The sequence below is a fragment of the Gordonia sp. PDNC005 genome (genome assembly GCF_016919385.1).
Lineage (GTDB): Bacteria > Actinomycetota > Actinomycetes > Mycobacteriales > Mycobacteriaceae > Gordonia.
Map to the genome: position 1 here is coordinate 922,297 of NZ_CP070351.1, position 23,155 is coordinate 945,451.

Annotated in this window: 22 protein-coding genes and 1 riboswitch; of the genes, 9 read left to right on the forward strand and 13 right to left on the reverse strand. The window is 67.4% G+C overall.

Annotation, left to right across the window (positions count from 1 at the left end):
* Positions 1 to 32 precede the first annotated feature (32 nt).
* Positions 33 to 659: a uracil phosphoribosyltransferase gene (gene upp / locus JVX90_RS04410; protein WP_205332270.1), complete on the forward strand. Its 627-nt coding sequence runs from the start codon at positions 33 to 35 to the stop codon at positions 657 to 659.
* A gap of 28 nt (positions 660 to 687) precedes the next feature.
* Complete coding sequence (locus JVX90_RS04415; protein WP_205332271.1) at positions 688 to 1,311, forward strand: YoaK family protein; 624 nt, start codon at positions 688 to 690, stop codon at positions 1,309 to 1,311.
* Here JVX90_RS04415 and JVX90_RS04420 read toward each other — a convergent pair.
* The 3 genes from JVX90_RS04420 to JVX90_RS04430 are packed head-to-tail and all read right to left on the reverse strand — an operon-like array spanning position 1,292 to position 4,250.
* On the reverse strand, positions 1,292 to 1,924 hold the full coding sequence (locus JVX90_RS04420) for a hypothetical protein (protein ID WP_205331224.1): 633 nt from the start codon (positions 1,922 to 1,924) through the stop codon (positions 1,292 to 1,294). The genes JVX90_RS04415 and JVX90_RS04420 overlap by 20 nt on opposite strands.
* The gene (locus JVX90_RS04425; protein ID WP_205331225.1) at positions 1,921 to 3,444 is read right to left on the reverse strand and encodes a phospho-sugar mutase; all 1,524 of its coding nucleotides are present in this window, start codon (positions 3,442 to 3,444) and stop codon (positions 1,921 to 1,923) included. Before JVX90_RS04425 ends, JVX90_RS04420 begins: the two co-directional genes overlap by 4 nt.
* Positions 3,444 to 4,250, reverse strand: a complete 807-nt coding sequence (locus JVX90_RS04430; protein WP_205331226.1) for a purine-nucleoside phosphorylase — start codon at positions 4,248 to 4,250, stop codon at positions 3,444 to 3,446. Before JVX90_RS04430 ends, JVX90_RS04425 begins: the two co-directional genes overlap by 1 nt.
* Before the next feature lie 49 nt (positions 4,251 to 4,299).
* Between JVX90_RS04430 and JVX90_RS04435 the strand changes: the two genes are divergently transcribed.
* Together JVX90_RS04435 and JVX90_RS04440 are read left to right on the forward strand one after the other, a co-directional pair.
* Positions 4,300 to 4,995, forward strand: a complete 696-nt coding sequence (locus tag JVX90_RS04435) for an enoyl-CoA hydratase/isomerase family protein (RefSeq protein ID WP_205331227.1) — start codon at positions 4,300 to 4,302, stop codon at positions 4,993 to 4,995.
* Positions 4,995 to 6,158 carry an amidohydrolase gene (locus JVX90_RS04440; RefSeq protein ID WP_205331228.1) on the forward strand — a complete coding sequence of 388 codons (1,164 nt, stop codon included), beginning with the start codon at positions 4,995 to 4,997 and terminating at the stop codon, positions 6,156 to 6,158. The genes JVX90_RS04435 and JVX90_RS04440 overlap by 1 nt, the downstream gene beginning before the upstream one ends.
* 69 nt (positions 6,159 to 6,227) lie before the next feature.
* Here JVX90_RS04440 and JVX90_RS04445 read toward each other — a convergent pair whose 3' ends face one another.
* Positions 6,228 to 6,716 carry a gamma-glutamylcyclotransferase gene (locus JVX90_RS04445; RefSeq protein ID WP_008379879.1) on the reverse strand — a complete coding sequence of 163 codons (489 nt, stop codon included), beginning with the start codon at positions 6,714 to 6,716 and terminating at the stop codon, positions 6,228 to 6,230.
* 95 nt (positions 6,717 to 6,811) lie between these two features.
* Between JVX90_RS04445 and JVX90_RS04450 the strand changes: the two genes are divergently transcribed.
* From JVX90_RS04450 to JVX90_RS04460, 3 genes are read left to right on the forward strand one after another with little or no spacing between them, the layout of a single operon-like run.
* The gene (locus JVX90_RS04450) at positions 6,812 to 8,215 is read left to right on the forward strand and encodes an NAD(P)H-quinone dehydrogenase (protein WP_205331229.1); all 1,404 of its coding nucleotides are present in this window, start codon (positions 6,812 to 6,814) and stop codon (positions 8,213 to 8,215) included.
* 54 nt (positions 8,216 to 8,269) lie between these two features.
* Complete coding sequence (locus JVX90_RS04455) at positions 8,270 to 9,670, forward strand: MFS transporter (RefSeq protein WP_205331230.1); 1,401 nt, start codon at positions 8,270 to 8,272, stop codon at positions 9,668 to 9,670.
* Positions 9,667 to 10,317, forward strand: coding sequence for a metalloregulator ArsR/SmtB family transcription factor (locus tag JVX90_RS04460; protein WP_205331231.1), 651 nt, complete (start codon positions 9,667 to 9,669; stop codon positions 10,315 to 10,317). Before JVX90_RS04455 ends, JVX90_RS04460 begins: the two co-directional genes overlap by 4 nt.
* 6 nt (positions 10,318 to 10,323) lie before the next feature.
* Here the strand turns inward: JVX90_RS04460 and JVX90_RS04465 are convergent, their stop codons facing one another.
* From JVX90_RS04465 to glpK, 4 genes are all read right to left on the reverse strand, one after another.
* Complete coding sequence (locus JVX90_RS04465; RefSeq protein ID WP_205331232.1) at positions 10,324 to 10,809, reverse strand: SRPBCC domain-containing protein; 486 nt, start codon at positions 10,807 to 10,809, stop codon at positions 10,324 to 10,326.
* Positions 10,810 to 10,839: 30 nt separating this feature from the next.
* Positions 10,840 to 11,181, reverse strand: a complete 342-nt coding sequence (locus tag JVX90_RS04470; RefSeq protein ID WP_205331233.1) for a metalloregulator ArsR/SmtB family transcription factor — start codon at positions 11,179 to 11,181, stop codon at positions 10,840 to 10,842.
* 68 nt (positions 11,182 to 11,249) lie between these two features.
* Positions 11,250 to 11,738, reverse strand: a complete 489-nt coding sequence (locus JVX90_RS04475; protein WP_205331234.1) for a TetR family transcriptional regulator — start codon at positions 11,736 to 11,738, stop codon at positions 11,250 to 11,252.
* 284 nt (positions 11,739 to 12,022) lie between these two features.
* Positions 12,023 to 13,531 carry a glycerol kinase GlpK gene (gene glpK, locus JVX90_RS04480; RefSeq protein ID WP_205331235.1) on the reverse strand — a complete coding sequence of 503 codons (1,509 nt, stop codon included), beginning with the start codon at positions 13,529 to 13,531 and terminating at the stop codon, positions 12,023 to 12,025.
* A gap of 53 nt (positions 13,532 to 13,584) precedes the next feature.
* Between glpK and JVX90_RS04485 the strand changes: the two genes are divergently transcribed.
* Positions 13,585 to 15,327, forward strand: a complete 1,743-nt coding sequence (locus JVX90_RS04485) for a glycerol-3-phosphate dehydrogenase/oxidase (RefSeq protein WP_205331236.1) — start codon at positions 13,585 to 13,587, stop codon at positions 15,325 to 15,327.
* A gap of 12 nt (positions 15,328 to 15,339) precedes the next feature.
* Here JVX90_RS04485 and JVX90_RS04490 read toward each other — a convergent pair whose 3' ends face one another.
* From JVX90_RS04490 to JVX90_RS04510, 5 genes are all read right to left on the reverse strand, one after another.
* Positions 15,340 to 15,768: a pyridoxamine 5'-phosphate oxidase family protein gene (locus JVX90_RS04490; RefSeq protein ID WP_205331237.1), complete on the reverse strand. Its 429-nt coding sequence runs from the start codon at positions 15,766 to 15,768 to the stop codon at positions 15,340 to 15,342.
* An 88-nt stretch (positions 15,769 to 15,856) separates the two neighbouring features.
* On the reverse strand, positions 15,857 to 16,708 hold the full coding sequence (locus JVX90_RS04495) for an LLM class F420-dependent oxidoreductase (RefSeq protein WP_205331238.1): 852 nt from the start codon (positions 16,706 to 16,708) through the stop codon (positions 15,857 to 15,859).
* Positions 16,705 to 17,202: a nuclear transport factor 2 family protein gene (locus JVX90_RS04500; protein WP_205331239.1), complete on the reverse strand. Its 498-nt coding sequence runs from the start codon at positions 17,200 to 17,202 to the stop codon at positions 16,705 to 16,707. The genes JVX90_RS04495 and JVX90_RS04500 overlap by 4 nt, the downstream gene beginning before the upstream one ends.
* 137 nt (positions 17,203 to 17,339) lie before the next feature.
* Positions 17,340 to 18,131 (reverse strand): Fpg/Nei family DNA glycosylase, encoded by a 792-nt coding sequence (locus JVX90_RS04505; protein ID WP_205331240.1) that lies wholly within the window; start codon positions 18,129 to 18,131, stop codon positions 17,340 to 17,342.
* Complete coding sequence (locus JVX90_RS04510) at positions 18,131 to 22,693, reverse strand: ATP-dependent helicase (protein ID WP_205332272.1); 4,563 nt, start codon at positions 22,691 to 22,693, stop codon at positions 18,131 to 18,133. Before JVX90_RS04510 ends, JVX90_RS04505 begins: the two co-directional genes overlap by 1 nt.
* Positions 22,694 to 22,751: 58 nt before the next feature.
* A riboswitch (cobalamin riboswitch) is annotated at positions 22,752 to 22,888 on the forward strand.
* Between the two features lie 39 nt (positions 22,889 to 22,927).
* Here JVX90_RS04510 and JVX90_RS04515 point away from each other — a divergent pair.
* Complete coding sequence (locus JVX90_RS04515) at positions 22,928 to 23,149, forward strand: CbtB-domain containing protein (RefSeq protein ID WP_205331241.1); 222 nt, start codon at positions 22,928 to 22,930, stop codon at positions 23,147 to 23,149.
* The last annotated feature ends 6 nt before the right edge of the window (positions 23,150 to 23,155 follow it).

Genomic DNA, 23,155 nt, shown 5'->3' on the forward strand with positions numbered 1-23,155 from the left:
ATCTGCACATGACTTCGGCTTCTGACGCCGGCGTGCAAGTGCACGTCGTCGAACACCCGCTGACCCGTGCCTGGCTGTCGATCCTGCGCGACCAGGCGACCGACAACACAGCCTTCCGCAGTGCGCTCGCCCGTCTCTCTCAGATGCTCGTGTACGAGGCTTTCGCCGACGTGCCCGTCGACGAGATCGACGTCCAGACGCCGGTCGCCGTTGCGCCCGGGGCGCGGGTGTCGACGCCGCCGATGTTCGTGCCCGTTCTTCGCGCGGGTCTCGGCATGCTCGAATCGGCCCTGGCCGTTCTGCCCGACGCCCGGATCGGATTCGTCGGTGTCGGACGCGACGAGGAGACGGCGCAACCCGTCGAGTACCTCGCGTCGCTGCCCGCCGACCTGTCCGGTCAGCCCGTCTACGTGCTCGACCCGATGCTCGCCACCGGTGGCTCGCTGATCCACACGCTCGACCTGCTGGCCGAACGCGGCGCCACCGACCTCACCGCGGTGTGTGTCGTTGGAGCTCCGGAAGGTGTCGCCGCACTGCAAGGGTCCAGGCACCGCGGCCTTCGCCTGGTGATCGGCGCGATCGACGAGCACCTCAACGAGGACGCATTCATCGTTCCGGGACTCGGCGACGCGGGCGACCGCCAGTTCGGCCCCCGCTGAGTCGGTGCAGTCTGCACGTGGCCGCGAGGTGGCCTTGGCGCTGGTCCTGGCGGCGGTCGCGGGAAGCCTCGACGCGATCGGCTTCCTTCACCTCGGCGGGTACTTCGTCTCGTTCATGAGCGGCAACACCACGCGGATGTCGGCGGAGGCCGTGGACTTGCGTTGGGCTGACGCCGGGCGTGCCGTGGGCCTGATCGTGTTGTTCTTCGTCGGCGGAGTGATCGGGGCGCTGCTGTCCCGCGTGCGAGACGGCCGCGTGACCGTAATGGCGACGTCGACCCTGTTGGTGGCCGCCTCGGCCGCGCTGAGCGCAACATCCTCGACGGTCCCGCCGATACTCGGGGTCGCGGTCGCGATGGGTGTCATGAACGCGACGTTCCTGCGCGACGGTGAGGTGTCGATCGGGTTGACGTACATGACCGGGACACTGGTCAAGGCGGCGCAACAGGTCGGTGCGGCGCTGCTCGGCGGACCCCGGTGGCGGTGGGTGCGCTATCTCGGCATGTGGTCGGCGTTGGCGGCCGGATCGCTGCTCGGTGCGTTGATCTATGTCGCGTGGGGTGTGTCGGCACTGTGGCCGGTCGCCGCGGTGATGGCTGTGGCCACCGTCGCCGCGTGGCGGGTGCGGCGGGTCAGTTCACCCACGAGCTGATCATCGGTTCGACGGTGGGGCTGTCGCCGGGTACCAGAATCGTCAACGCAGACGGCGACACCCGGTAGACGGTGCTGCCGTTCTGGGCGTCGAAGGTGTCGCCCGACCGGCTCGGATACCCGACCTCGATCGAGTCGCCCTCCGCGTAGCCCTTGTAGTACAGGCGTGAAGTGTCCGCACCCACCTGACAGATCACCACGTGGGATCGTGACGTGTAGCCGACGAACACGGCGTCGTCGTCGGCGTTGCACCGCGCCGCGCTGATCGATGTGAAGCCCTGCCGGTCGGTGCCGGCGACGGTCGGGGGGTCGTGCGCCTGAGTGGTGGTGGTCGGCGGCGGCGTGTAGGCGGTAGGTGCGTCCGGCGACCCGGTGACGGTGACAGTCGACTGCGACACGGGCCCGGACTGCGTGGTCGACGAGGATGTGGGTCCGGCGGTATCGGAGTTGTCGCCCTTTGCGAAGTACACTGAGGCGATCACGCCGCCCGCCAGCACCACGACGCCGGCGATCACCGCGACCACAACGGCGGGGGACGACCACTGCGAGCGCGGCGGCTCGGGCGGATTGGTCGGATACTGATTCGGGAACTGCCCGTTCGGCGGGTACGTCATCGGTTCGGCTCCTCGGTGCGTGATGCGTCCAGCACGCTGTCGACTGCTCGCTGCAATGTGGTCACCGCGCGCTTGCGGACTTCCCTCACGGTATCGATGTCGGCGGGCCGGGTCACCTGGCCGTAGAACTTGATCTTGGGCTCGGTGCCGCTCGGCCGAACCATCACACGCAGCGTGCCGCCCGCGTCGTCGCTCCCGGCCAGTTCAAGACCGTCGGTGCGCAGGCTGTCGGTGCGTTCGGCGTAGTCGGCGACCGCAACGGTGAATCCTTCAACTGTGGTCGGGGGTCGTTCACGCAACTGACGCAGCAGCGCCGCACCGTCGGCGGCGTTGTCGAAGCGAACCGACCGCTGGCCCGTCACGTGGACCCCGTGGCGCGCCATCAGAGTGTCCAGCGCCGCCGACAGCCCGCCCCGATCGTGCCAGGAATGGGCGATCAGCGCGCACGCGACTGCTGCGCTGATGCCGTCCTTGTCTCGAACGGCGTCGGGATCCACGCAGTGCCCGAGTGCTTCCTCATACGCGTAGACGAGTGGCTCGCCCGCGCGGACAAGCCATTTGAACCCGGTGAGGGTGCGGCGGGCGTCGAAGCCTCGTGACAGGGCGATCGTGTGCATCAGCGTTCCCGACACGATCGAGCTGGCGACCACGGAACCTGTGGGCGCCGACTGCAGGATCGCCTCGCCCAGCAGGGCACCGGTCTCGTCGCCGGTCAGCATGCGCCACCCGTCGCCGTCTCGGACCCCGACGGCGCACCGGTCGGCATCGGGATCGAGGGCGATGAGGAGATCGGCGTCCACGCGGCGGCCGGTCGCGAGCAGGAGATCGGTCGCGCCCGGCTCCTCCGGATTCGGGAACGCGACAGTGGGGAAGTCCGGGTCGGGAGTGAATTGCTCGGTCACCGGGTGGACGTCGGTGAATCCGGCGTGGGCGAGGGCTTCGACTGCAAGCGCGCCCCCGACTCCGTGCATGGCAGTGAGCGCGATTCGCACCGACGGGTTGTCGGAGCGAGGAAAACGGGTGGCGAGTCGCGCGAGATAGTCGCCGCGTATCCGGTCGCCTCGGCCGTCGTCGGTAGTCGTCGTGCGTTGTACGGACGCCGGTTCGACTCTGCTGATCGCGGCTTCGATCTCCCGGTCGTCGGGGCTGATGAGCTGGGCGCCTCCACCGAGGTACACCTTGTAGCCGTTGTCGGCCGGCGGATTGTGCGACGCCGTGATCATCACGCCGGCCGCTGCGTCCAACGCGCGGCACCCGAACGCGACGAGCGGGGTCGGGCCGGGCTCGGGCAGGCCGATGACGTCGAACCCGGCGCCCGCGAACACCTCGCGTGCGGCTTCGGCGAACACCTCGGACCCGTGGCGGGCGTCGCGGCCGACCACAACGGTCCGCCCGGCGTAGCCGCTCTCGATGAGCCACGCGGCGAGGCCGGCGGTCGCACGCACGACGTTCTCCACATTCATGCCGTCCGGGCCGTCGCGCACCGGACCGCGCAGTCCGGCGGTCCCGAACGACAGCATCAGGCGATTTCGGAGATCACCGAGCGGAGCAGAGCGCCCATCCGCGCCGCCGACTCCCGGCCCACAGCGAGCACCTCGGCGTGATCGAGCGCCTCGCCGGTGATGCCCGCGGCGAGGTTCGTCACCAGCGACAGGCCGAGGACGTCGACACCAGCGGCACGCGCGGCGATCGTCTCGTGGACCGTCGACATGCCGACGAGATCGGCGCCCATCGCAGCGAGCATGCGGATCTCGGCGGGTGTCTCGTACTGCGGGCCGGGCAGACCCGCGTACACGCCGTCGACGAGGTCGGGATCCACTCGGCGTGCGATGTCGCGCAGTGACGGCCGGTAGGCGTCGACCATGTTCACGAAGTGCGCGCCCCGCAGTGGCGAGCGGCCGGTCAGATTGAGCTGGTCTGAGATCAGCACCGGTTGGCCGACGGACAGTCCGGGCGCGACGCCGCCGGCGGCGTTCGTCAGGACGACGGTATGGGCGCCCGCCGCGGCCGCGGTGCGGACCGGATGGACCACCCGGGCCAGATCGTGCCCTTCGTACGCGTGTGTTCGGCCCAGGAGCACGAGCACCCGGACGCCTTCGAGCTGCACCGACCGGATGACGCCTGCGTGCCCCTGAGCCGACGGTGGCGTGAAGCCGGGTACCCGGACCATAGGGATCTCGGTGACCGGTGTTCCGATGGCATCCGCCGCAGGCGCCCAACCGGACCCGAGCACTACGGCCACGTCGTGTCGGGCGCAGTCGGTCTCGGCGGCGATTGTGGCCGCCGCGGCGATCGCGGCGGCATCGGGGTCGACGGTCGGATCCATGGGACAAGCCTAAGATACGGTTCTCAGCGCTACGATATGGTTCTCAGCTATGCCGTACTTGAACGTGACCGACGACGCAGCCGAGCTCTACTTGGGCACCGAAGGCGTCGAATTGGACGAGACCAATCCGGAGAACCGTTTCGGCGTCGAGTGGATGCCCTCGATCACCGCTCTGATCGACGAGGCGGTCGCCGCTCGGAAGCCGCTGATCATCTCCGCGACCGGCAAGTTCTTCTCCAACGGTCTCGACACCGACTACGTGTTCGCGAACGGTGACAAGCTCCCCGCGTACCTCGACACGGTCCACGCGCTGTACGCCAAGGTCCTGACCGTTCCCGCGCCGGTGATCGTCGCGATCAACGGCCACGCATTCGGTGCGGGCGCGATGCTGGCGTTGTGCGCGGACCATCGCATCATGCGCAACGATCGTGGGTTCTGGTCACTTCCCGAGGCCGCGCTCAACATGCCGTTCACCCGCGGCATGGCCGCGTTGGTCCGGACCCGGATCCCGGATGCGACCGCCACCGAGGCGATGCTGACCAGTCGTCGGTACGGAGGCGACGACGCGGTCGCCGCTGGAATCGTCGACGAGGCCGTCAGCGCCGACGCCCTCCTGGAACGCGCACGCGAGGTGGCTCGCACGCGGACCCCGCTCGTCGGCGACAACCAGGCCGTCATCAAGCGCGGTCTGCGTCTGCCGCTGCTGGACGATCTGAACACGCCCACCCCGGCAACCCTCCTCTGATGATTCCCGTCATCGAGGACTGGCTCGCCGCCAACCTCGACCAGGTGATCGCCCTGCGGCGTGAGATCCACGCGTCGCCTGAGCTGTCGATGGCCGAGACGAAGACGACCGCGACCGTCGTGCGTGTCCTGACCGAGGCCGGTCTTGCACCGACCGTGCTGCCCAAGGGCACCGGTGTGGTGTGCGATCTCGGCCCCGTGGACGCACCGCGCATCGGTCTGCGCGCGGATCTCGACGGTCTGCCCGTGCCTGAGCAGACCGGTCTGCCGTTCGCCTCGCGCAATGAAGGCGTCTCTCACTCGTGCGGACACGACGCCCATGCCGCCATCCTGATGGGCGTCGGGATGCTCCTGAACGAGGTCCACAAGGCAGGCGACCTGAGAGTCGGCGTTCGCCTGCTGTTCCAGGCAGCCGAAGAGGTGATGCCCGGAGGCGCACTCGACGCGATCGACGCCGGGGTGACCGACGGCCTGAGTCGGATCTTCGCGTTGCACTGCGACCCCCATCTCAAGGTGGGCACCGTCGGTCTGCGGCCCGGGCCGCTCACGTCCGCTGCCGACCGCGTGGAGGTGCACCTCCACGGACCCGGTGGCCACAGTTCCCGCCCGCACCTGACCAGCGACCTCGTCTATGCGATGGGCGCGATCATCACTGGGCTGCCCGGCATCCTCTCGCGACGCGTCGACCCGCGGTCGGGCACGGTCATGGCCTGGGGCGCCGTCCACTCCGGCAATGCGCCGAATGCGATTCCGCAGGAGGGACGGATGCGCGGCACCGTCCGCACCGGTGATCACGAGACGTGGCAGTTGCTCGAACCGCTGGTCCGCAGTGTGATCGGCGAGATCGCGGCTCCGCTCGGCGTGGCCTGCGACATCACGTACTTCCGCGGCGTGCCGCCGGTGGTGAACGATGTCGACTCGGTCCAGATGCTGCGTCACGCCGTCGCTGCGATCGGTCCGGATGCAGACGTCGACACACCCCAGTCACCGGGTGGGGAGGACTTCGCCTGGTACTTGGAGAAGGTGCCCGGCGCCATGGCCCGGCTCGGCGTCTGGAGCGGCACAGGCCCGATGTGTGATCTGCACCAACCGAACTTCGACATCGACGAACGCGCGCTAGGCGTCGGCATCGCCACCCTTGCCGGAGTGGTTCTCGGAGCCTGAGTCCCACCTCTCGACTGCGCTCGAGGATCTGGGAGCGCACCCTGTTCGTCGAGCGCAGTCGAGACGTGGTCAGTCGTCGTCGAGAGGCGCGGCGGGGCCGGGGCCCACGTTGCGTGCTTCGTGCAGGCGGAGGCGTTGGACGTAGTCGGCGGGTGCGCCCGCGACTTCGGCGGCGTCGGCCATCACACCGAGGTAGCGTGCCGACGGGAGCCCGCCTTCGTAGCCGTCGATCACGTACAGCCACGCGAGGACCGGTCCGTCGGCGGTGTCGACGCGCGCCCGGATCTTGCGGTGGACACCGAGTTCAGTGCCCTCCCACTGGTCGAGATTCTTCTCGTCCTCATCCGGGACGTCGTACAGCACCACGAACACTCGAGCGTCCGGGTCGTCGCGGTCTTCGGTGACCGTTGCGAGGGACCCCTCCCAGCCGATGTCGTCGCCCGCGAACGTCAGTCGCCAGCCGCACAACCAGCCGGTCGACGACATCGGCGAGTGGGGAGCTCGCTGCAGCATCTGCGCAGGATCCATGTTCGAGGCGTACGCGGCGTAGATGGGCACGCGGCCAGCCTATTCGCTTCCGCGATGCGGCGGAACCGCGACCCGGCTAAGTTTGAGTAGTCATTCCGTCCCACTTCGTACAGGAGCGTGCCACTGTGTCCAGAATCGTCATCATCGGTGGAGGCCCGGCCGGGTACGAGGCGGCATTGGCCGGCGCAGCGTACGGCGCCGACATCACGATGATCGATTCCGACGGCCCCGGCGGTGCGTGTGTTCTGTGGGACTGCGTCCCGTCCAAGACGTTCATCGCGTCGACCGGCATCCGAACCGATGTCCGCCGCGCACAGGACCTCGGTGTCCGCGTGCAGGTGGACTCCTCACAGATCGACCTGCCGCGCATTCACCAGCGAGTGAAGGACCTCGCGTTCGCACAGTCGGCCGACATCCGTGCGCGCCTCACCTCCGAGGGCGTCAAGATCGTGTCGGGGCGTGCACGACTTGCGGACACCAAGCCGGGCATCGGTGCGCACACCGTCGTCGCGACCCTCAAAGACGGCACGGAGCAGGAGTTCGAGGGTGACGTTGTCCTCATCTCAACCGGCGCATCACCGCGTGTGCTCCCGACGGCCGTGCCCGACGGCGAGCGGATCCTCAACTGGCGGCAGCTGTACGACCTGACTGAACTGCCCGAACACCTGATCATCGTGGGATCGGGTGTGACCGGAGCCGAGTTCGCGCACGCCTACACCGAGCTCGGGGTCAAGGTGACCCTCGTGTCGAGCCGCGACCGTGTGCTCCCGCACGAGGACGAGGACGCTGCGCTCGTCCTGGAGGACGCCTTCTCCGAGCGTGGCGTCACGCTCATCAAGCACGCCCGTGCCGACGAGGTGACCCGAGACGAGACCACGGCGACCGTTCACCTGGCAGACGGCAAGACCGTGGTCGGAACACACGTCCTGATGACCGTCGGCTCGGTGCCGAACACCGAGGGCCTCGGGCTCGACGATGCGGGCGTCGCTGTGGACCGTGGTGGCTACATCACCGTCGACCGGGTGTCGCGGACGTCGGTCCCCGGAATCTACGCGGCGGGCGACTGCACGGGTCTGCTGCCGCTCGCATCCGTCGCCGCCATGCAGGGTCGCATCGCGATGTACCACTCGCTCGGCGAGGGCGTGAGCCCATTGCGCCTCAAGACCGTCGCGTCCGCGATCTTCACGCGTCCCGAGATCGCGAATGTCGGTGTCTCGCAGAAGGCGATCGACGCGGGTGAGTACCCGGCCCGCACCGTGATGCTGCCGCTCAAGACCAACCCTCGCGCCAAGATGTCCGGGCTGCGTCGTGGCTTCATCAAGATCTTCTGCCGTCCCGCGACCGGTGTGGTGATCGGCGGCGTCGTCGTCGCGCCGAACGCCTCCGAACTGATCCTGCCGATCGCCCTGGCAGTGGAGAACAAACTGCAGGTGTCCGAGGTCGCGAGCACGTTCTCGGTGTACCCGTCGCTGTCGGGTTCTGTCGCCGAGGCGGCGCGTCAGTTGGTTCGGCACGACGACCTCGACTGACGTCCGGCCGCCGGAAGTTGGACCCAGAGCCCTTATTCTAATAATCTTTGGAATATGGGTTCTTGGGGTGAGTTGATGGGCCGCGAACATCGCGCGCCGGTGATCGTGATGGCCGGTGGCGTGGCGTTGTACGCGATCAACGTGTACTTGACGACGAGTCTGCTGCCGAATGCGATCGCCGACATCGGCGGTGAAGAGCTGTACTCGTGGACGATGACGGTGTTCCTCGTGGCGTCCGTCATCTCGTCAATGCTTGTCAGTCGACTACTTGCGCAGTTCGGAGCGCGATGGTCGTACTCCACCGGATTCGTCGCCTTCGCCGTCGGCACGGCCATCGCGGGCGGCGCTCCCACGATGGTCGTCATGCTCATCGGCCGCGGCCTGCAGGGACTCGCGGCCGGCCTCCTCGCGGGACTCGGATTCGCCGTGGTCCGAACGGTTCTGCCGCCGAATCTCTGGCAACGTGCGATCGCCCTGATGTCGGCGATGTGGGGCGTCGGCAATGTCGTCGGTCCGATCGTCGGCGGGTTCTTCGCTCAGATCGGTCTTTGGCGCGGAGCGTTCGGTCTCCTCGTGGTGATCGCCCTCGGTCTGGTCGCCCTCACGTTCCGTGCGCTGCCGTCGGGCGCGGGGGCGGGCGTGTCGTCCGATCCTGTGCCGTGGATCTCGCTCGCACTGTTGACCTCGACCGCTGCTGCAGTCAGCATCGCGTCGATCGTGGATGGCGCGGTGACCGTCGCACTTCTCGGCGTCGCGGCGATCGCGGCGGCCGCGTTCATCCTGTACGAGCGCGGCGCCACCAGTCGAGTGCTGCCCGAGATGACATACCGGGGACGCTCGCCGCTGCGCTGGATTTATCTCGCCATTGTGGTGCTCGCCGCCGTGTCGACCGTGGAGACATTCATTCCGCTGTTCGGTCAGCGTATCGGCGGCCTGTCTCCTCTCGCGGCGGGGTTCCTCGGCGCGGCCATCTCGTGGGGCTGGACCATCGCATCCATCTGGAGCAGTGGCGCCGAGACCGATCGGATGCGGCGCGCCGTGCGAGTGGCTGGGCCGATCGTCCTCGGTGTCGGCCTGCTGGCGTACGGGTTGCTGCAGGTGGCGGATCCGGCCGGCTGGGTGGTTGTCGGGTGGTACGTCACGCTGTTGTTCGCGGGGTGTGGCATCGGCATGGCCATGGCTCACTGGTTCACCGCCGGTATGCGTGTGAGCACCGACGACGCCGAGGCCGCACAGGCTTCTGCCGGACTCAACACGAGCCAGCTCATCGCCAACGCTTTCGGGTCGGCGCTCGCGGGTGTGCTCGTCTCTCTCGGCGGACCCGACATTGTCGACTCGGCGCGCCTGCTGAGCTTCGGCTTCGCCGTTCTCGCACTGCTCGGCGTCGTAGTCGCGTTCGCCGAGTTCTCCGCCGCGAGAGCGTGGCGACGCGAAACGGCGGAGGTGTCGTCATGAGTGGCGACGACGAGATCTACATTCAGCTGTCCCGTGTTGGCAAGGCGCTGTCGAACCCGTTGCGACTGCGCTTGCTGGATCGGCTCGAGACGGGGGAGCACACTGTCGAAGAACTTGCCGAGGCCGCCGGACTTCCGGTCAAGAACACGTCGGCGCAGCTGCAGCAGCTCCGTGCGGCGCAGCTCGTGCAGTCTCGGCGCGAGGGTGTCCACATTCACTATCGGATCGCTGACAGCGCGACGTCGGCCTTCCTCGGTGCGTTCGCCGACTACGCGGAGAGGTCACTCGCTGAGCTGCGTGACGAACTGGCCGAGCTGAACAGACGTCGCCCGCCGATGGAGAGTGTCGACGTCGCGGAACTCGACCGCCGACTCCGTGAGGACGATGTTGTGCTCGTCGACGTGAGGTCTGCGGACGACTACGCCCGAGGCCACGTCGAGGGCGCCCTGTCGATTCCGGTCGCAGATCTAGATCGCAGGATCGCGGAGCTCCCCGAATCGGCGGACGTCGTCGCCTACTGCTCGGGGCCGTACTGCCTCGCCTCGGCAGACGCCGTCGCCGTGCTCGCCGGTCTGGGTCGGTCCGCGAGACGAGTGGACGGCGGAATCACCGCATGGGTGCGATCCGGCCGTCCACTCGTGGTGTGAGGATCTTCAGGCGGCGAGGAGTGCGTCGATCTGGTTGATCGCCGTCGACGCGCCCTCCACGACACCCATCTCGAGCACCTTCTGGAGGTCTTCAGTGGATGCGTAGGTGGACGTGTACACCGCGCGCGTGCCCGCGTCGACAGGTGAGAACTCGAAGACGTTCGTCGACACCGGCATCCCCTCGACAGGGTTGAGGTCGCCGTCGGCGAATCCGTCGGTGAACGAGAACGAGGTCGTCGCATCGATGGCGGTGAACTTCCACCAGCCGCCGAACTTCTCACCCTCGGGCGAGGTCATGTAGTAGCGGGCCTGGCCGCCGGGTGCGAATTCGAAGTCGACGAATGTGGCGGGGTAGGTGGGCGGTCCCCAGATCTGCTCGAGCTGACGCGGGTCGGCATAAACCTGCCACACGCGGTCGACGGGTGCCGCGAACTCCGCGGTGATCGTGAGAGTGAGGTTGTCGAGGTCGGGGGTTGCTGAGATGACAGGCATGGCTTCGTCTCCTTGTGATGGGTTGCTGAGTCAGTGGGCTTCGGGTGGGTCGGCGGCGAGGAGCTCGTCGATGCGAGCGATCCGTCCGCGCCAGATCTGCTCGATGTCGGCGAGCATCGCCGTCACCGAACGAACGGCGTTCACGTCGCCCGAGGCCAACTGCTGACGGCCGTCACGCCGTTTGGTGAGCAGTCCGGCCTTCTCGAGAACGGCGACGTGTTTCTGCACGGCGGCGAAGCTCATCGTGTACTTCTCCGCCAGTGCGCTGACCGAGTGCTCACCGGCGAGGACGCGTCGGAGAATGTCCCGCCTCGTCCTGTCGGAGAGCGCGTGGAACATGGCGTCCGCCCTGTCCTCGTTGTCCTCGGTCATGTCTCAAACATACAACCATTTAGTTGTATGTCAAGGGCTGAATGCCGTGCGATCGGCTGGTGAGTGAGTCACTGGAGGAATCGATTGACGACCGCCTGTGTCTCGATCTCGTCAGGGGGAGTCCGCCGCAGGACCGCGTCGAGGATCATGCCGTCGAGGGCGGTGGCCAGGCCTGCCGCATCCGGTTTTGTCATCCCCCTGGCCTGTAGGACGGCGACGAGTTGGTCTCGACCTCGCACCAGTTCGTCGGTGAGTTCGCGGTCGTGAAACGCGGCGACGATGAGTTCGTAGCGGGCGCGTGTATACGCGAGTTCACTGCCGGTCCATCTGGAGACTTGCTGTGTCGGCGTCTCATCGGCCCGAGGAAGGTCCACTGCGAGGAGATGTCGGACCATCGCCAGCACCAGGCCGCGTTGGTCCGAGAAGTGGTGACGAGCGCTGCCGTGTGGGACGCCGGTCGTGTCTTCGACGCGCCTCATCGACCATCCCCGGAATCCGACCTCGCCGAGCAGTGTCAGGCCGGCTTCAAGCATCTGAATGCGTGTGGACTTCTCCATGCGGAGAGGTTATCGTTCTAAGGAATTCTCCACGTGGAGAACTATGGGCGAGAGGTGGACTCGATGGTGATCTTCTTTGACGTCCTGTTCGGGATCTGCGTCATCGCGACCCTCTGGTTCGCGTACTACGTCATTCGGCGCCTGATCACCGAGGACGTCGACGCGAGTTAGGACGATTGACCACGGACGGGAGTGTTGCGTCCGTGGCACATCGCCGCGCTCGAGGCTCAGACGGCTCGAACGATGTGGGCGACAACGGGGTGTCGTGTCGGTCGAAATGACCGTCAGGCGAGGTCGAAGCTGTGCTCGACGGCCTTGTTCCAGCCGGCGAAGAGCGCCGAGCGGTCGGCGTCCGACATCGACGGCTCCCAACGGCCGCCCTGTGCCCAGTTGGCGCGGATGTCGTCGGTGCTCTCCCAGTACCCGACGGCGAGGCCTGCGGCGTAGGCGGCGCCGAGTGCGGTCGTCTCGTTCACAACGGGTCGGACGACGGGCACGGACAGGATGTCGGACTGGAACTGCATCAGCAGCTCGTTCAGGACCATTCCGCCGTCCACTTTGAGTGTGTGCAGGGCGACGCCGGAGTCTGCTTCCATCGCCTCGATCACCTCGCGGGTCTGATACGCGGTCGCTTCGAGGACTGCGCGGGCGATGTGATTGCGGTTCGCGAATCGGGTCAGTCCAACGATGACGCCGCGCGCGTCGGCGCGCCAGCGCGGTGCGAACAGTCCGGAGAACGCCGGGACGAAGTAGACGCCGCCGTTGTCGTCGGCCTGCTTGGCGAGCGTCTCGACTTCGCGGGCATCGGAGATGAGGCCGAGGTTGTCGCGCAGCCACTGGACGAGCGATCCGGTCACTGCGATCGAACCTTCGAGCGCGTATCGTGCGTCTTCGCCGTCCAGTCGGTAGCAGACCGTGGTCAGCAGGCCGTGGTCGGAGTAGACGGGCTCGGTTCCGGTGTTGAGCAGCAGGAAGTTGCCGGTGCCGTAGGTGTTCTTCGCTTCGCCGGGCTCGAGGCAGGCCTGACCGAACATGGCTGCCTGCTGGTCGCCGAGGATGCCTGCGAGCGGAACGCCGGGCAATGCGCCCTCCTTGCGCAGCGGGGCGATCACACCCGAACTGCTGCGGATCTCCGGCAGCATCGACATGGGGACGCCTATCTCGGCGCAGATCTCCGGGTCCCACTGCAAGGTGCTGAGATCCATGAGCAATGTGCGCGACGCGTTCGTGACGTCGGTGACGTGCAGCCCGCCGTTCGGGCCGCCGGTCATGTTCCATGCGAGCCACGAGTCGATCGTTCCGAAGGCCAGCTCGCCCCGTTCGGCGCGTTCGCGCGCGCCGTCGACGTTGTCGAGGATCCACCTCGCCTTGGGGCCGGCGAAGTACGCGGCGAGAGGGAGCCCGGTCCGCTTGCGGTAGCGGTCGACCCCGCCGTCTTCGGCGAGTTCCTGGCAGATCGCGTCGGTGCGCGTGTCCTGCCAGACGATGGCGTTGTAGACGGGCTCGCCGGTCGCGCGGTCCCACACGACGGTCGTTTCCCGCTGGTTGGTGATGCCGCAGGCCACGATGTTCCCCGGCAGGATCTCCACGGCGGCGAGAGCGGCGGCGGCGACCCGCCGGGTGTTGCGCCAGATCTCGACCGCGTCGTGCTCCACCCAGCCTGCGCGGGGGAAGATCTGCTCGTGTTCGAGCTGTTCACTCGCGACCACTGTCCCGGCGCGGTCGAAGACCATCGCGCGTGTGGAGGTGGTGCCCTGATCGATCGAGACGACGTACTGTCCGGGAGAACTCACGTTGCACAGTGTGTCACGTCACATCCGGTTACTCTCCGGTAGGCTCGATGCCCATGGACAGCGAGTTCAACCCCGACCGGCCCGCCGACCTGAGCCCCGCCTACCGAGATGAGGCATGGCGACGGCTCGGCACCGAGCAGTTCGACATCGTCGTCATCGGCGGCGGTGTCGTCGGTGTCGGCGCGGCGCTGGACGCTGCGACTCGTGGCTTGCGAGTCGCTCTTGTCGAGGCGCGCGACATCGCGTCCGGCACATCGAGCCGTTCGTCCAAGATGTTCCACGGCGGTCTGCGCTACCTGGAGCAGTTCGAGTTCGGGCTCGTCAAAGAAGCGTTGCGTGAACGTGAACTGTCTCTGCGTCTGCTCGCGCCTCACCTGGTGAAACCACTGCCGTTTCTCGCTCCGCTCACCCGACGTTTCTGGGAGCGTCCCTACATGGCGGCGGGCCTGTTCCTGTACGACCGAATGGGCGGTGCCAAGTCGGTCCCCGGCCAGAAGCACGTCTCGCGGTCCGGTGCGCTACGGGTGGCGCCCGGCCTCAAGCGCAGCTCACTGATCGGTGGGATCCGGTACTACGACACGGTTGTCGACGACGCCCGCCACAGCCTCACCCTCGCCCGCACCGCGTCGAATTACGGCGCCGTGGTCCGCACCTCGACCCAGGCGATCGGCTTCCTCACCGAGGCCGACCGCATCAAGGGCGTCAAGCTCCGAGACAGTGAGACCGGCGAGACGACCGAAGTCCGCGCCCACTGCGTGATCAACGCGGCAGGCGTGTGGACCGATGAGGTCCAGGCGCTGTCGAAGCAGCGCGGGCACTTCACGGTCCGCGCGTCCAAGGGCGTGCACATCGTGGTGCCCCGCGACCGGATCGTCAGTGAGACGGCGATCATCCTGCGGACCGCGAGTTCAGTGCTCTTCGTGATCCCATGGGAGACGCACTGGATCATCGGCACCACCGACACCGATTGGAACCTCGACCTCGCGCACCCCGCGGCGACTCGCAAGGACATCGACTACATCCTCGATCGGGTCAACACGGAGCTTGTCACGAAGCTGACGCACGACGACATCGAAGGCGTGTACGCAGGACTCCGACCGCTTCTCGCCGGTGAGGACGAGGGCACCTCGACGCTCTCGCGCGAACACGCTGTTGCCGTCGTCGCGCCGGGACTGGTGTCGATCGCCGGCGGCAAGTACACGACGTACCGCGTGATGGGCGCCGACGCGGTCGACGCGTGCACCGACTACCTGCCGTCGCGGGTGGCGTCGTCGATCACCGAACGAGTGCCGCTCGTCGGTGCGGACGGCTACTTCGCGCTCATCAACCAGTGTGAGCACCTGGGGCAGCGTTTCGGCCTGCATCCGTACCGCATCCGCCGGCTTCTGAACCGCTACGGTTCACTGCTCGATGACGTGCTGCACGACGCGGAGACCGATCCGTCGCTGCTCAAGCCGCTCGACGCCGCGCCGCAGTACCTGCGCGCCGAGGTCGTGTACGCCGTTGCCACCGAGGGTGCCCTGCACCTCGAGGACGTGCTGGCGCGTCGCACGCGCATCGCGATCGAGTACAGCCATCGAGGCGTGGACTGCGCTCGCGAAGTCGCCGATCTGATGGCCCCGATTCTGGGCTGGGACGAGGCGACCACCACGTGGGAGGTCGAAAACTACACAGCGCGGGTGGAGGCCGAGATCGCGTCACAGCGACAGCCTGACGACTCGTCCGCGGATGCTCTGCGCGCGGCTGCGCCCGAAGCGCGCCGCGAGATCCTCGAGCCGGTTCCCGTTCCGGAATAGAGCGACTCGAGACTAGGAGACGATGCGTTCGGGCTCCGGCCCGATAGTGAAACGTCGCCCGGTGACGCGATCCACGGTGATCTCGACGTACTGCGTCTTCAACGTCGGGATCCACGGGCGCAGTGGCGTCTGATCGGCCCGCAGGATCTCGTCGGTTGCGACGAGCACGCGGGCGCGTCCTCGGGCGACCACACTCCAGCCGACCCGGCTGGTGAAAGCGTCGGTCTCGAAGACGACGTGGCTGTTCACGGCCATCATCGACAGTTTGGTGCCCTCCGCGGTTCGCAGGAGGATCGTCCCCGCTGCGGCGTCGACGTGGACGTTCACCGGGAAGATGTCGGGACGGTCATCCACCGACACCGCCAACCTGCCGAACACCGTGCCCGCCAGCATCTCCCACGCCTGGTCGTCGGCCATGACTGTCACCGGATCTCCGCTCATGCCTCCATTCTTGGACCGGATGGACACCAAGACGAGGGGCGTTGGTCGCGTGTGCGCCGGGCGGAAGACTCATCGTTGACGCCGGGATCTACCGGAACGGTGCGACGTCGGCAGCCAACTCGGCGATGAAGGTCTCGACTGCTTCTGCCGTGTCGTCGGGAAGGGAGAAGACGACCTCGGAGACACCGAGGTCTTGCCATCGCGCGAGGGCTCCCGGATCCGGGGCGTCTCCCAGGACGACCACCCGCGGCGACCCGGCTCGGCCCGCCTGCCTCCACAGCGTCGTCAGGCGTTTGACGCCGTCTTCGACTGCCTGCTCGATGGGCGTCGTGATCCAGCCGTCGCCTGCAGCGACGATCCATTCGAAGTTCTTCTCCGTCCCGCCCGCGCCGAGGAGGATCTCGGGCCGAGGCTGCTGCACCGGCTTGGGCCAGGCCCAACAGGGGCCGAAGGACACGAACGGCCCGTCGTGTTCGGCCTCGTCGGACGTCCACAACGCCTGCATGGCGGCGAGATAGTCCTTGAGCGCAGTCCTCCGCTTCGCGGGCGGAACGCCGTGATCTGCGAGTTCCTCGAGGTTCCATCCGAATCCGACCCCGAACGTGACTCGACCGCCGGACAGATGATCGAGTGTCGCGATGGTCTTCGCGAGCGCGATCGGATCGTGTTCCAGGGGAAGTGCGACGGATGTGCCGAGCCCGATCCGCTCGGTGACCGACGCGGCCGACGCGAGACTGACCCACGGATCGAGAGTTCGGAGATACCTGTCGTCGGGCAGAGTCTCGTCGCCGGTCGCCGGGTGGTTGGAACTGCGGACGACGGGGATGTGGGTGTGCTCGGGGACGTAGATGTGATCGAAGCCGTGGGCTTCCGCGGATCGAGCGGCGGCCGCCGGGGTGACTCCTCGATCGCAGGTGAACAGTGACACTCCGAATCTCATCCGATGCTCCCGAACGTTCCCTCGGACACCGTGGCCGCCGGATCGAGGGGACGGGTCATCGACCAGGTCTCAGTGAACGAGCACTTCGCAGTCTTCCACCGACCGTCTTCGATGACGTACTCGTCTCGGTACTCGCCGGTGGAGACGGTTTCGGTGCTCTCCAGGAGATTGACCTGTCGGAACCGCAACGTCCACCGGCCGGTCGCGGTGTGCTGCCCGGTGAGCGTGATGTCGGGATGCATGCCGTGATGCATGTCGAAGATGACATGCTTGCCGTCCACTGTGTGCAGCGCGACTTGTTCGAAGATCTGCGCCATGGGTTCGATGTCGTCGAACGAGCCGAGTCTGCCGTAGTCGATGCGTGCACCGGACGAGACGAAGGCCTCTCGGAAGCCTTGCGGGTCCTTGGCGTCGCAGGCCCTCCAGTATCGGTACTTGAGAGCCTTGATCTCCTCGATCTGTTCGAGTGCGTCGATGCGTTCGGCGATGTCCACGGGCAAAGTCCTTCTCTCGATTCTCCGATGGTCGGTACGCCGAACGTAGGACGCCGCGGGCTCGCGCGGGGTGGGACGGTCCGCTGGATGGGATGCGATCCGCATCCCTCGGCGTCCGGTACAGGAAGTACCGCAGTTCACATGCCGACGTCGGTGGGTCCCGGCTGGCACCGGCGACATACGTATACGACCCGGCCGTCGAGGTCGGAGCGGACGATCGTCTCACCACACCGTCGGCACGGCCTCCGATCGCGCCCGTACACCCACAGTTCCTTGCCTCGGATCAGGACACCGGTCGTGCATCGAACGCTGCGCACTCGGTTGTCCCACAGCAGCCTCCGGGACGTCTGCACCAACGCGGGAAGGTCCACGTCGCCGGTCCGGGCGTACGGGGACACCCGCTGCAGGAAGCAGATCTCGCTGCGGAACACGTTGCCGACACCCGCCAGTAGGCGTTGGTCCAGTAGTGCCGCGCCGACAGCGGTGTCGGGATGCGCAGCGAGATTCGCCACGGCACGGTCTGGATTCCAGTCGTCGCCGAGAAGATCCGGCCCGAGATGGGCGACCGCCGCGGCCGGGTCGCTGAGCACTTCCAGAACACCGAGGTCGAAGCCGACTGCCTCGGTGTCGCCTGCGCGCAGCACCACCCGGGCCGTATGGCCCGGTCTGCGCCACCGCGTACCCAACCGGTGGACATCCCACATGCCCTCCATCTTCAGGTGGGAGTGGATCGAGACCCTGCTCCCGTCACGTCGCTCGACATCCATGAAGAGGTGTTTTCCGACTGATCGGACCGCGGTGATACGACCTCCGGACAGGTCGGTGAGGGCCCAACGAGGAACGCGGAAGTCGGTGTGCGTGAGAGTCGCGTCCGCCAGCACCTTGTCGAGCCGACGCGCGAGCGCGTAAATCGTGTCACCTTCGGGCATCAGCCCATCCGCGGGTCGTAGTTCATGCGCAGTCCACGCGGTGTCGACGAGAATCCGGCGTTTGCGAGTTCGGCTCCGAACGTTGTGGTCGACACGGGTGTCTGATCGACCTGATCGACGTGTATGCGGGGGACACGGCCCGCGCGGACCGCATCGGCGACCGCCATCGCTGCGGCCGCGAGTGCGTCGACGTCGTCGGTGAATGTCAGGACAGTCTTCCCGCCACGCTCGATGAAAACTGCCAGTGCACCGGAGACCAGGACGACAACGGCGCCCGCCTTCCGTCCGGGGCGGTGGCCCTCGGCCGAGGCCGGCCATTCGAGGGCGGCTCCGTACGGATTGGCGGGATCGGTCGCCGCGAGCAGCACGGCCTCGGTCTCCAGTTCGCGTGGCACCCGCATCTCGTCTCGGAGCCGGTCGACCGTCGCACCCGCCGCGAACTGGGCACCGCCGAGCCCGTCGACGTAGTAGCCGCGCCGAACCTGGCCGCCGTCCTCAAAAACAGTGAGTGCCTTGTACACCCGGGAGAAGCCGCCGTCGACGTCGCTGATCGTGACTGCGCCCTTGGTGACCACACCATAGCGATCGAGGAGGATCTCACAGGTCGCGGCGGCTTCCGCGGTCGAGTCGACGCGGGGTCTTTGCAGCACGGACCATCGGCCTCCGAGGAGCGGCGACGTGCGGCTCGGGCCGTCGACACCCGCCAGGTACCGCGACGACAGTCGTGCCGTCCGCAGTCGAGGAGCGCGGCCGCGTGTGCGGTGCGCCGGCGCGGATGCCGAACGTGCGGGTGTCAACGCCGCACGTACAACACTGAACGAGTCGTTGGTGAGACGTCCCGACCACACGAGGTCCCACACGGCTGCGGTCACAGACGCTTCGTCTGCGCCTGCCGCATCGACCAGTGCCGAGGCGCGGAGGGCTCCGCCACCGTCGAGCGAGGCCAATACCGATTCGTGGACGGTGGTGAGTTCGAGCTCATCGGGCTCTCGCAGGGTCAGCGGAGCGGCGTCCGCGAGATGCAGCGCCACCCATCCGTCCGAACCACTGATCGAACCGTGTCCCGACCAGCACACTTCGCCAGAGGCGAGGAGCTCGTCGAGCATCGACGGCGAGTAGTCGATGACGCGGGCCGGGAGGACCAGCGTCTCCCACGCCGATGCCGGAACCGGGTGGCCTGCGAGCTGTTCGATCACCTCGGCGACGCCGGCGACGCCGCGCAGCCGTGACGAGGGAGCCACGTGCTGCCAGTCGAGCACAAATCGTGCGTACACCTGGGTGGGAACGGGCTCGACGTCGGCGCGACCGGCTGCCAGGGAGCCGCGCCGCAGTTGGCCGAGCACGTCGGAGTGGCACCACTGGGACCGGTGCGGCCCGTCGAGCGGCACGAACTCGCCCTCCACCACGGTGTGCCGTGCGGCGAGCGTTTCGAGTGTTGAGGCGACCACGGCGGGTGCCATGCCGAGGGCCGCGACCGCATCGTCGGCCGTGAAGGGACCGTGCGTGCGGGCGAAACGATGAACGAGGTCGCCGATCGGGTCCGGCACCGGAGCGAGGAAGTCCGCGGGCACACCGAGCGGCAACGGAACGCCGAGGCCGTCGCGGAGGCGCGCGGAGTCTTCGACCGCTGCGTACAGGTCGACGCCGCGGTGCCGGATCATGATCACACGACCGGTCCGGGTGAGCTCATTCAGCGAGGCGGCGGCGTCGACGTCGTCGAGGCAGCGTGCGGCGATCTCCTCGGAGGTGAGGGGACCCAGCCACCGCAACAGATCTCCGATGTCCTCCGCATCGCGGGCCCGACGCTGCGGTGCGGTTCGTTGCAGGCGTGCGACCACCTCGACGATGACCGCCGGATCGAGCAGTTCGCGCAGGTCGACCCGGCCGAGCAGCTGAGCCAAGAGGGCGGTGTCGAGGGAGAGCGCCGTGGCGCGGCGTTCGGCGAGCGGCGCGTCGTCGTCGTACATGAACGCGCCGACGTAGCCGAGCAGCATCGACGCCGCGAACGGAGACGGCGACGCCGTCTCGACCTCGGCGACCCTCACCTTGCGCGACGAGATCCGGGTCAGCAGGTCGATCAGCGCCGGGAGGTCGTACACGTCCGCGAGGCATTCGCGGACGGTCTCCAAGATGATGGGGAAGTCCGGGAACTGCGACGCCACCGACAGCAACTGTGCGCTGCGCTGGCGCTGCTGCCACAGCGGAGCCCGTCGGCCCGGATCACGACGCGGCAGCAGGAGCGCCCGCGCCGCGCACTCGCGGAATCTCGACGCGAACATCGACGAGTCGGCGAGCGCCCTCGTCACCTGGTCCTCGACTGTTGTGGGGTCGACGGTGAACACCTCGGCGCCGGGAGGTGCGTCGTCGGTGTCGGGGAGTCGGACGATGATCCCGTCGTCGGTGGCAGTGGTCGCGCCGTCCAGCCCGAGCCTCGCCGACAACTGAGACGCGATGGCGGAGGCCCACGGTGCGTGGACACGCAGACCGTAGGGGGAGTGCAGGACGAGCCGCCAATCGCCCAGCTCGTCGCGAAAGCGTTCGACGATCAGCGTGCGATCGGTGGGCAACGCCCCGGTGGCCTGCTTCTGCTCGGTGAGCAGTGCCGCGAGGTTGTCACGGGCCCGTGCGGTGAGTCCGAGCCGGTCGGCCTGTGCTGACAGTTTGGCGTCGTCGGACACCTGCCCGACGAACTTGCCGATCGCCTCGCCGAGTTCGGCCGGACGGCCCTGCGCGTCGCCGATCCAGAACGGGAGTCGTCCGGGCTGGCCGAACGCGGGCGAGACGAGAACTCGATCGTGAGTGATCTCCTCGATCCGCCAGCTCGACGCGCCCAGTGCGAACACGTCGCCGACACGCGATTCGTAGACCATCTCCTCGTCGAGCTCGCCGACTCGGCGCAGTTGTCCGCTATCCGACGAACCTGTGAGGAATACCCCGAACAGGCCGCGGTCGGGGATGGTGCCGCCGGAGGTGACGGCGAGTCGGAGGGTGCCGCGGCGGGCAGTGAGGACGCCGGTTGACCGGTCGTAGTCGACTCGTGGGCGGAGTTCGGCGAACTCGTCCGACGGGTAGCGGCCGGAGATGAGGTCGAGCACCGCGTCGTACACGTCGCGAGTGAGGCTCTTGTACGGCATCGCACGGCGGACAGTCGCGAACCAGTCGTCGACGCTCACGTCGCCTGCGGCGGTCGCGGCGATCGTCTGCTGCGCGAGAATGTCGAGCGGGTTCGTCGGCACGGCGAGAGACTCGATCTGTCCGCGGACCATCCTGTCGACGGTGACCGTGCAGTGGATCAGGTCGGTCCGATGCTTTGGGTACAGCACACCCTTGCTGATCTCGCCGACCTGGTGGCCGGCGCGGCCGATGCGCTGCAGGCCGGACGCCACGGACGGAGGCGCCTCCACCTGGACGACAAGATCAACTGCGCCCATGTCGATGCCCAGCTCCAGGGAACTCGTCGCCACGACGCAGCGGAGACGGCCCGACTTGAGGTCGTCCTCGATGGCCGCACGCTGGTCCTTGCTGACTGAGCCATGGTGCGCCCGAGCGAGTACAGGTGACGCTCCGCGGGTGGAGCCGGACGTCGACACCATCGACGGCATCCCGCCCGGGACCTGGGGATTCGTCGCGTCGAGGTCCACGGGGTCGCCCGCTCGTTCCACGGCGATCTCGTTGAGGCGAGCCGTCAGTCGTTCGGCCAGGCGTCGAGAGTTCGCGAACACGATCGTCGACCTGTTGCGTTCGATCTCGTCGACGATCGACTCCTCGATGAACGGCCACAGCGATCCGGCAGTGGGGGAGAACGCGTCGTCCAAGCCGTCGAGATCACCGGCGGAGGGCGGAGCCGGGATATTGGTCATGTCGTCGACGGGAACTTCGACGCGCAGTTCGAACGTCTTCGCGGCGGGCGGCTTGACGATCGTGCACGGAGCGGACCCGGACAGGAACTCGGCGACCCGCTCCTCCGGGCGGACTGTGGCCGACAGCCCGATTCGCTGTGCGCGGGAGGAGAGCAGGTCGTCGAGTCGTTCCAGCGACAGTGCGAGATGTGTCCCGCGTTTGGTGGATGCGACCGCATGCACTTCGTCGATGATCACCGTCTGCACCGACGTGAGTGTCTCGCGAGCCGATGATGTCAGCATCAGGTACAGCGACTCGGGTGTGGTGATCAGGATGTCCGGGGGTGTTCGCTGCAGAGCGCGTCGATCGGCTGTCGGTGTGTCGCCGGACCGAACGCCGACTGTGACGTGCGGTGGTTCGACGCCCATTCGAGCCGCGGTGTGTGCGATGCCCGTCAGCGGGGCCGCGAGGTTGCGTTCGACGTCCACGCCGAGCGCCTTCAGCGGTGAGATGTACAAGACGCTCACTCCCGGTCGGGGAGAGCCGGAAGCCTGCGTGAGCGAGTCGATGGCCCACAGGAACGCGGCGAGGGTCTTGCCGGAGCCGGTGGGTGCGATGACAAGGGTGTCGTCGCCTTTCGAGATGGAGTCCCATGCTCCGAGTTGCACGGGCGTCGGCGCGGCGAAAGCGCCGGTGAACCACTCACGGGTCGCCGGCTGCATGCGCTGAAGAACAGCTGCGCGTGTGGCCACGACTCCATTGAATCCCATGCCTCCGACAGTTCCGCGTCCGAGGCGCGGTACGCTGCCGAAATCCCGGTGCGGGAATTCGGTGAGAATCCGAAGCGGTCGCGCCACTGTGAGCCGAACCCGTCAGGGGACGGCGAGCCAGGTAACGCCCCGGGTGTGCATATCCACTGGGCGGACGCGAGATCCGCAGGACAGGAATAGATTCTCATGACCGTTTCATCGGTACAGACGGCGCCGCGAGCACTCGCGATCCCGGACCTCTCGGCGGCCTCGGCCGCGCTCACCCTCACCGCCACGGTGCTGGTCGCATCGCTTGCGTACTACTTCCTCGGCTACGACCAGGGCGCCGTCTCCGTCTTCGGCAGCGACACCCACGTCCACGAGTTCGTGCACGACGCACGTCATTTCCTCGGCTTCCCCTGCCACTGATCAACT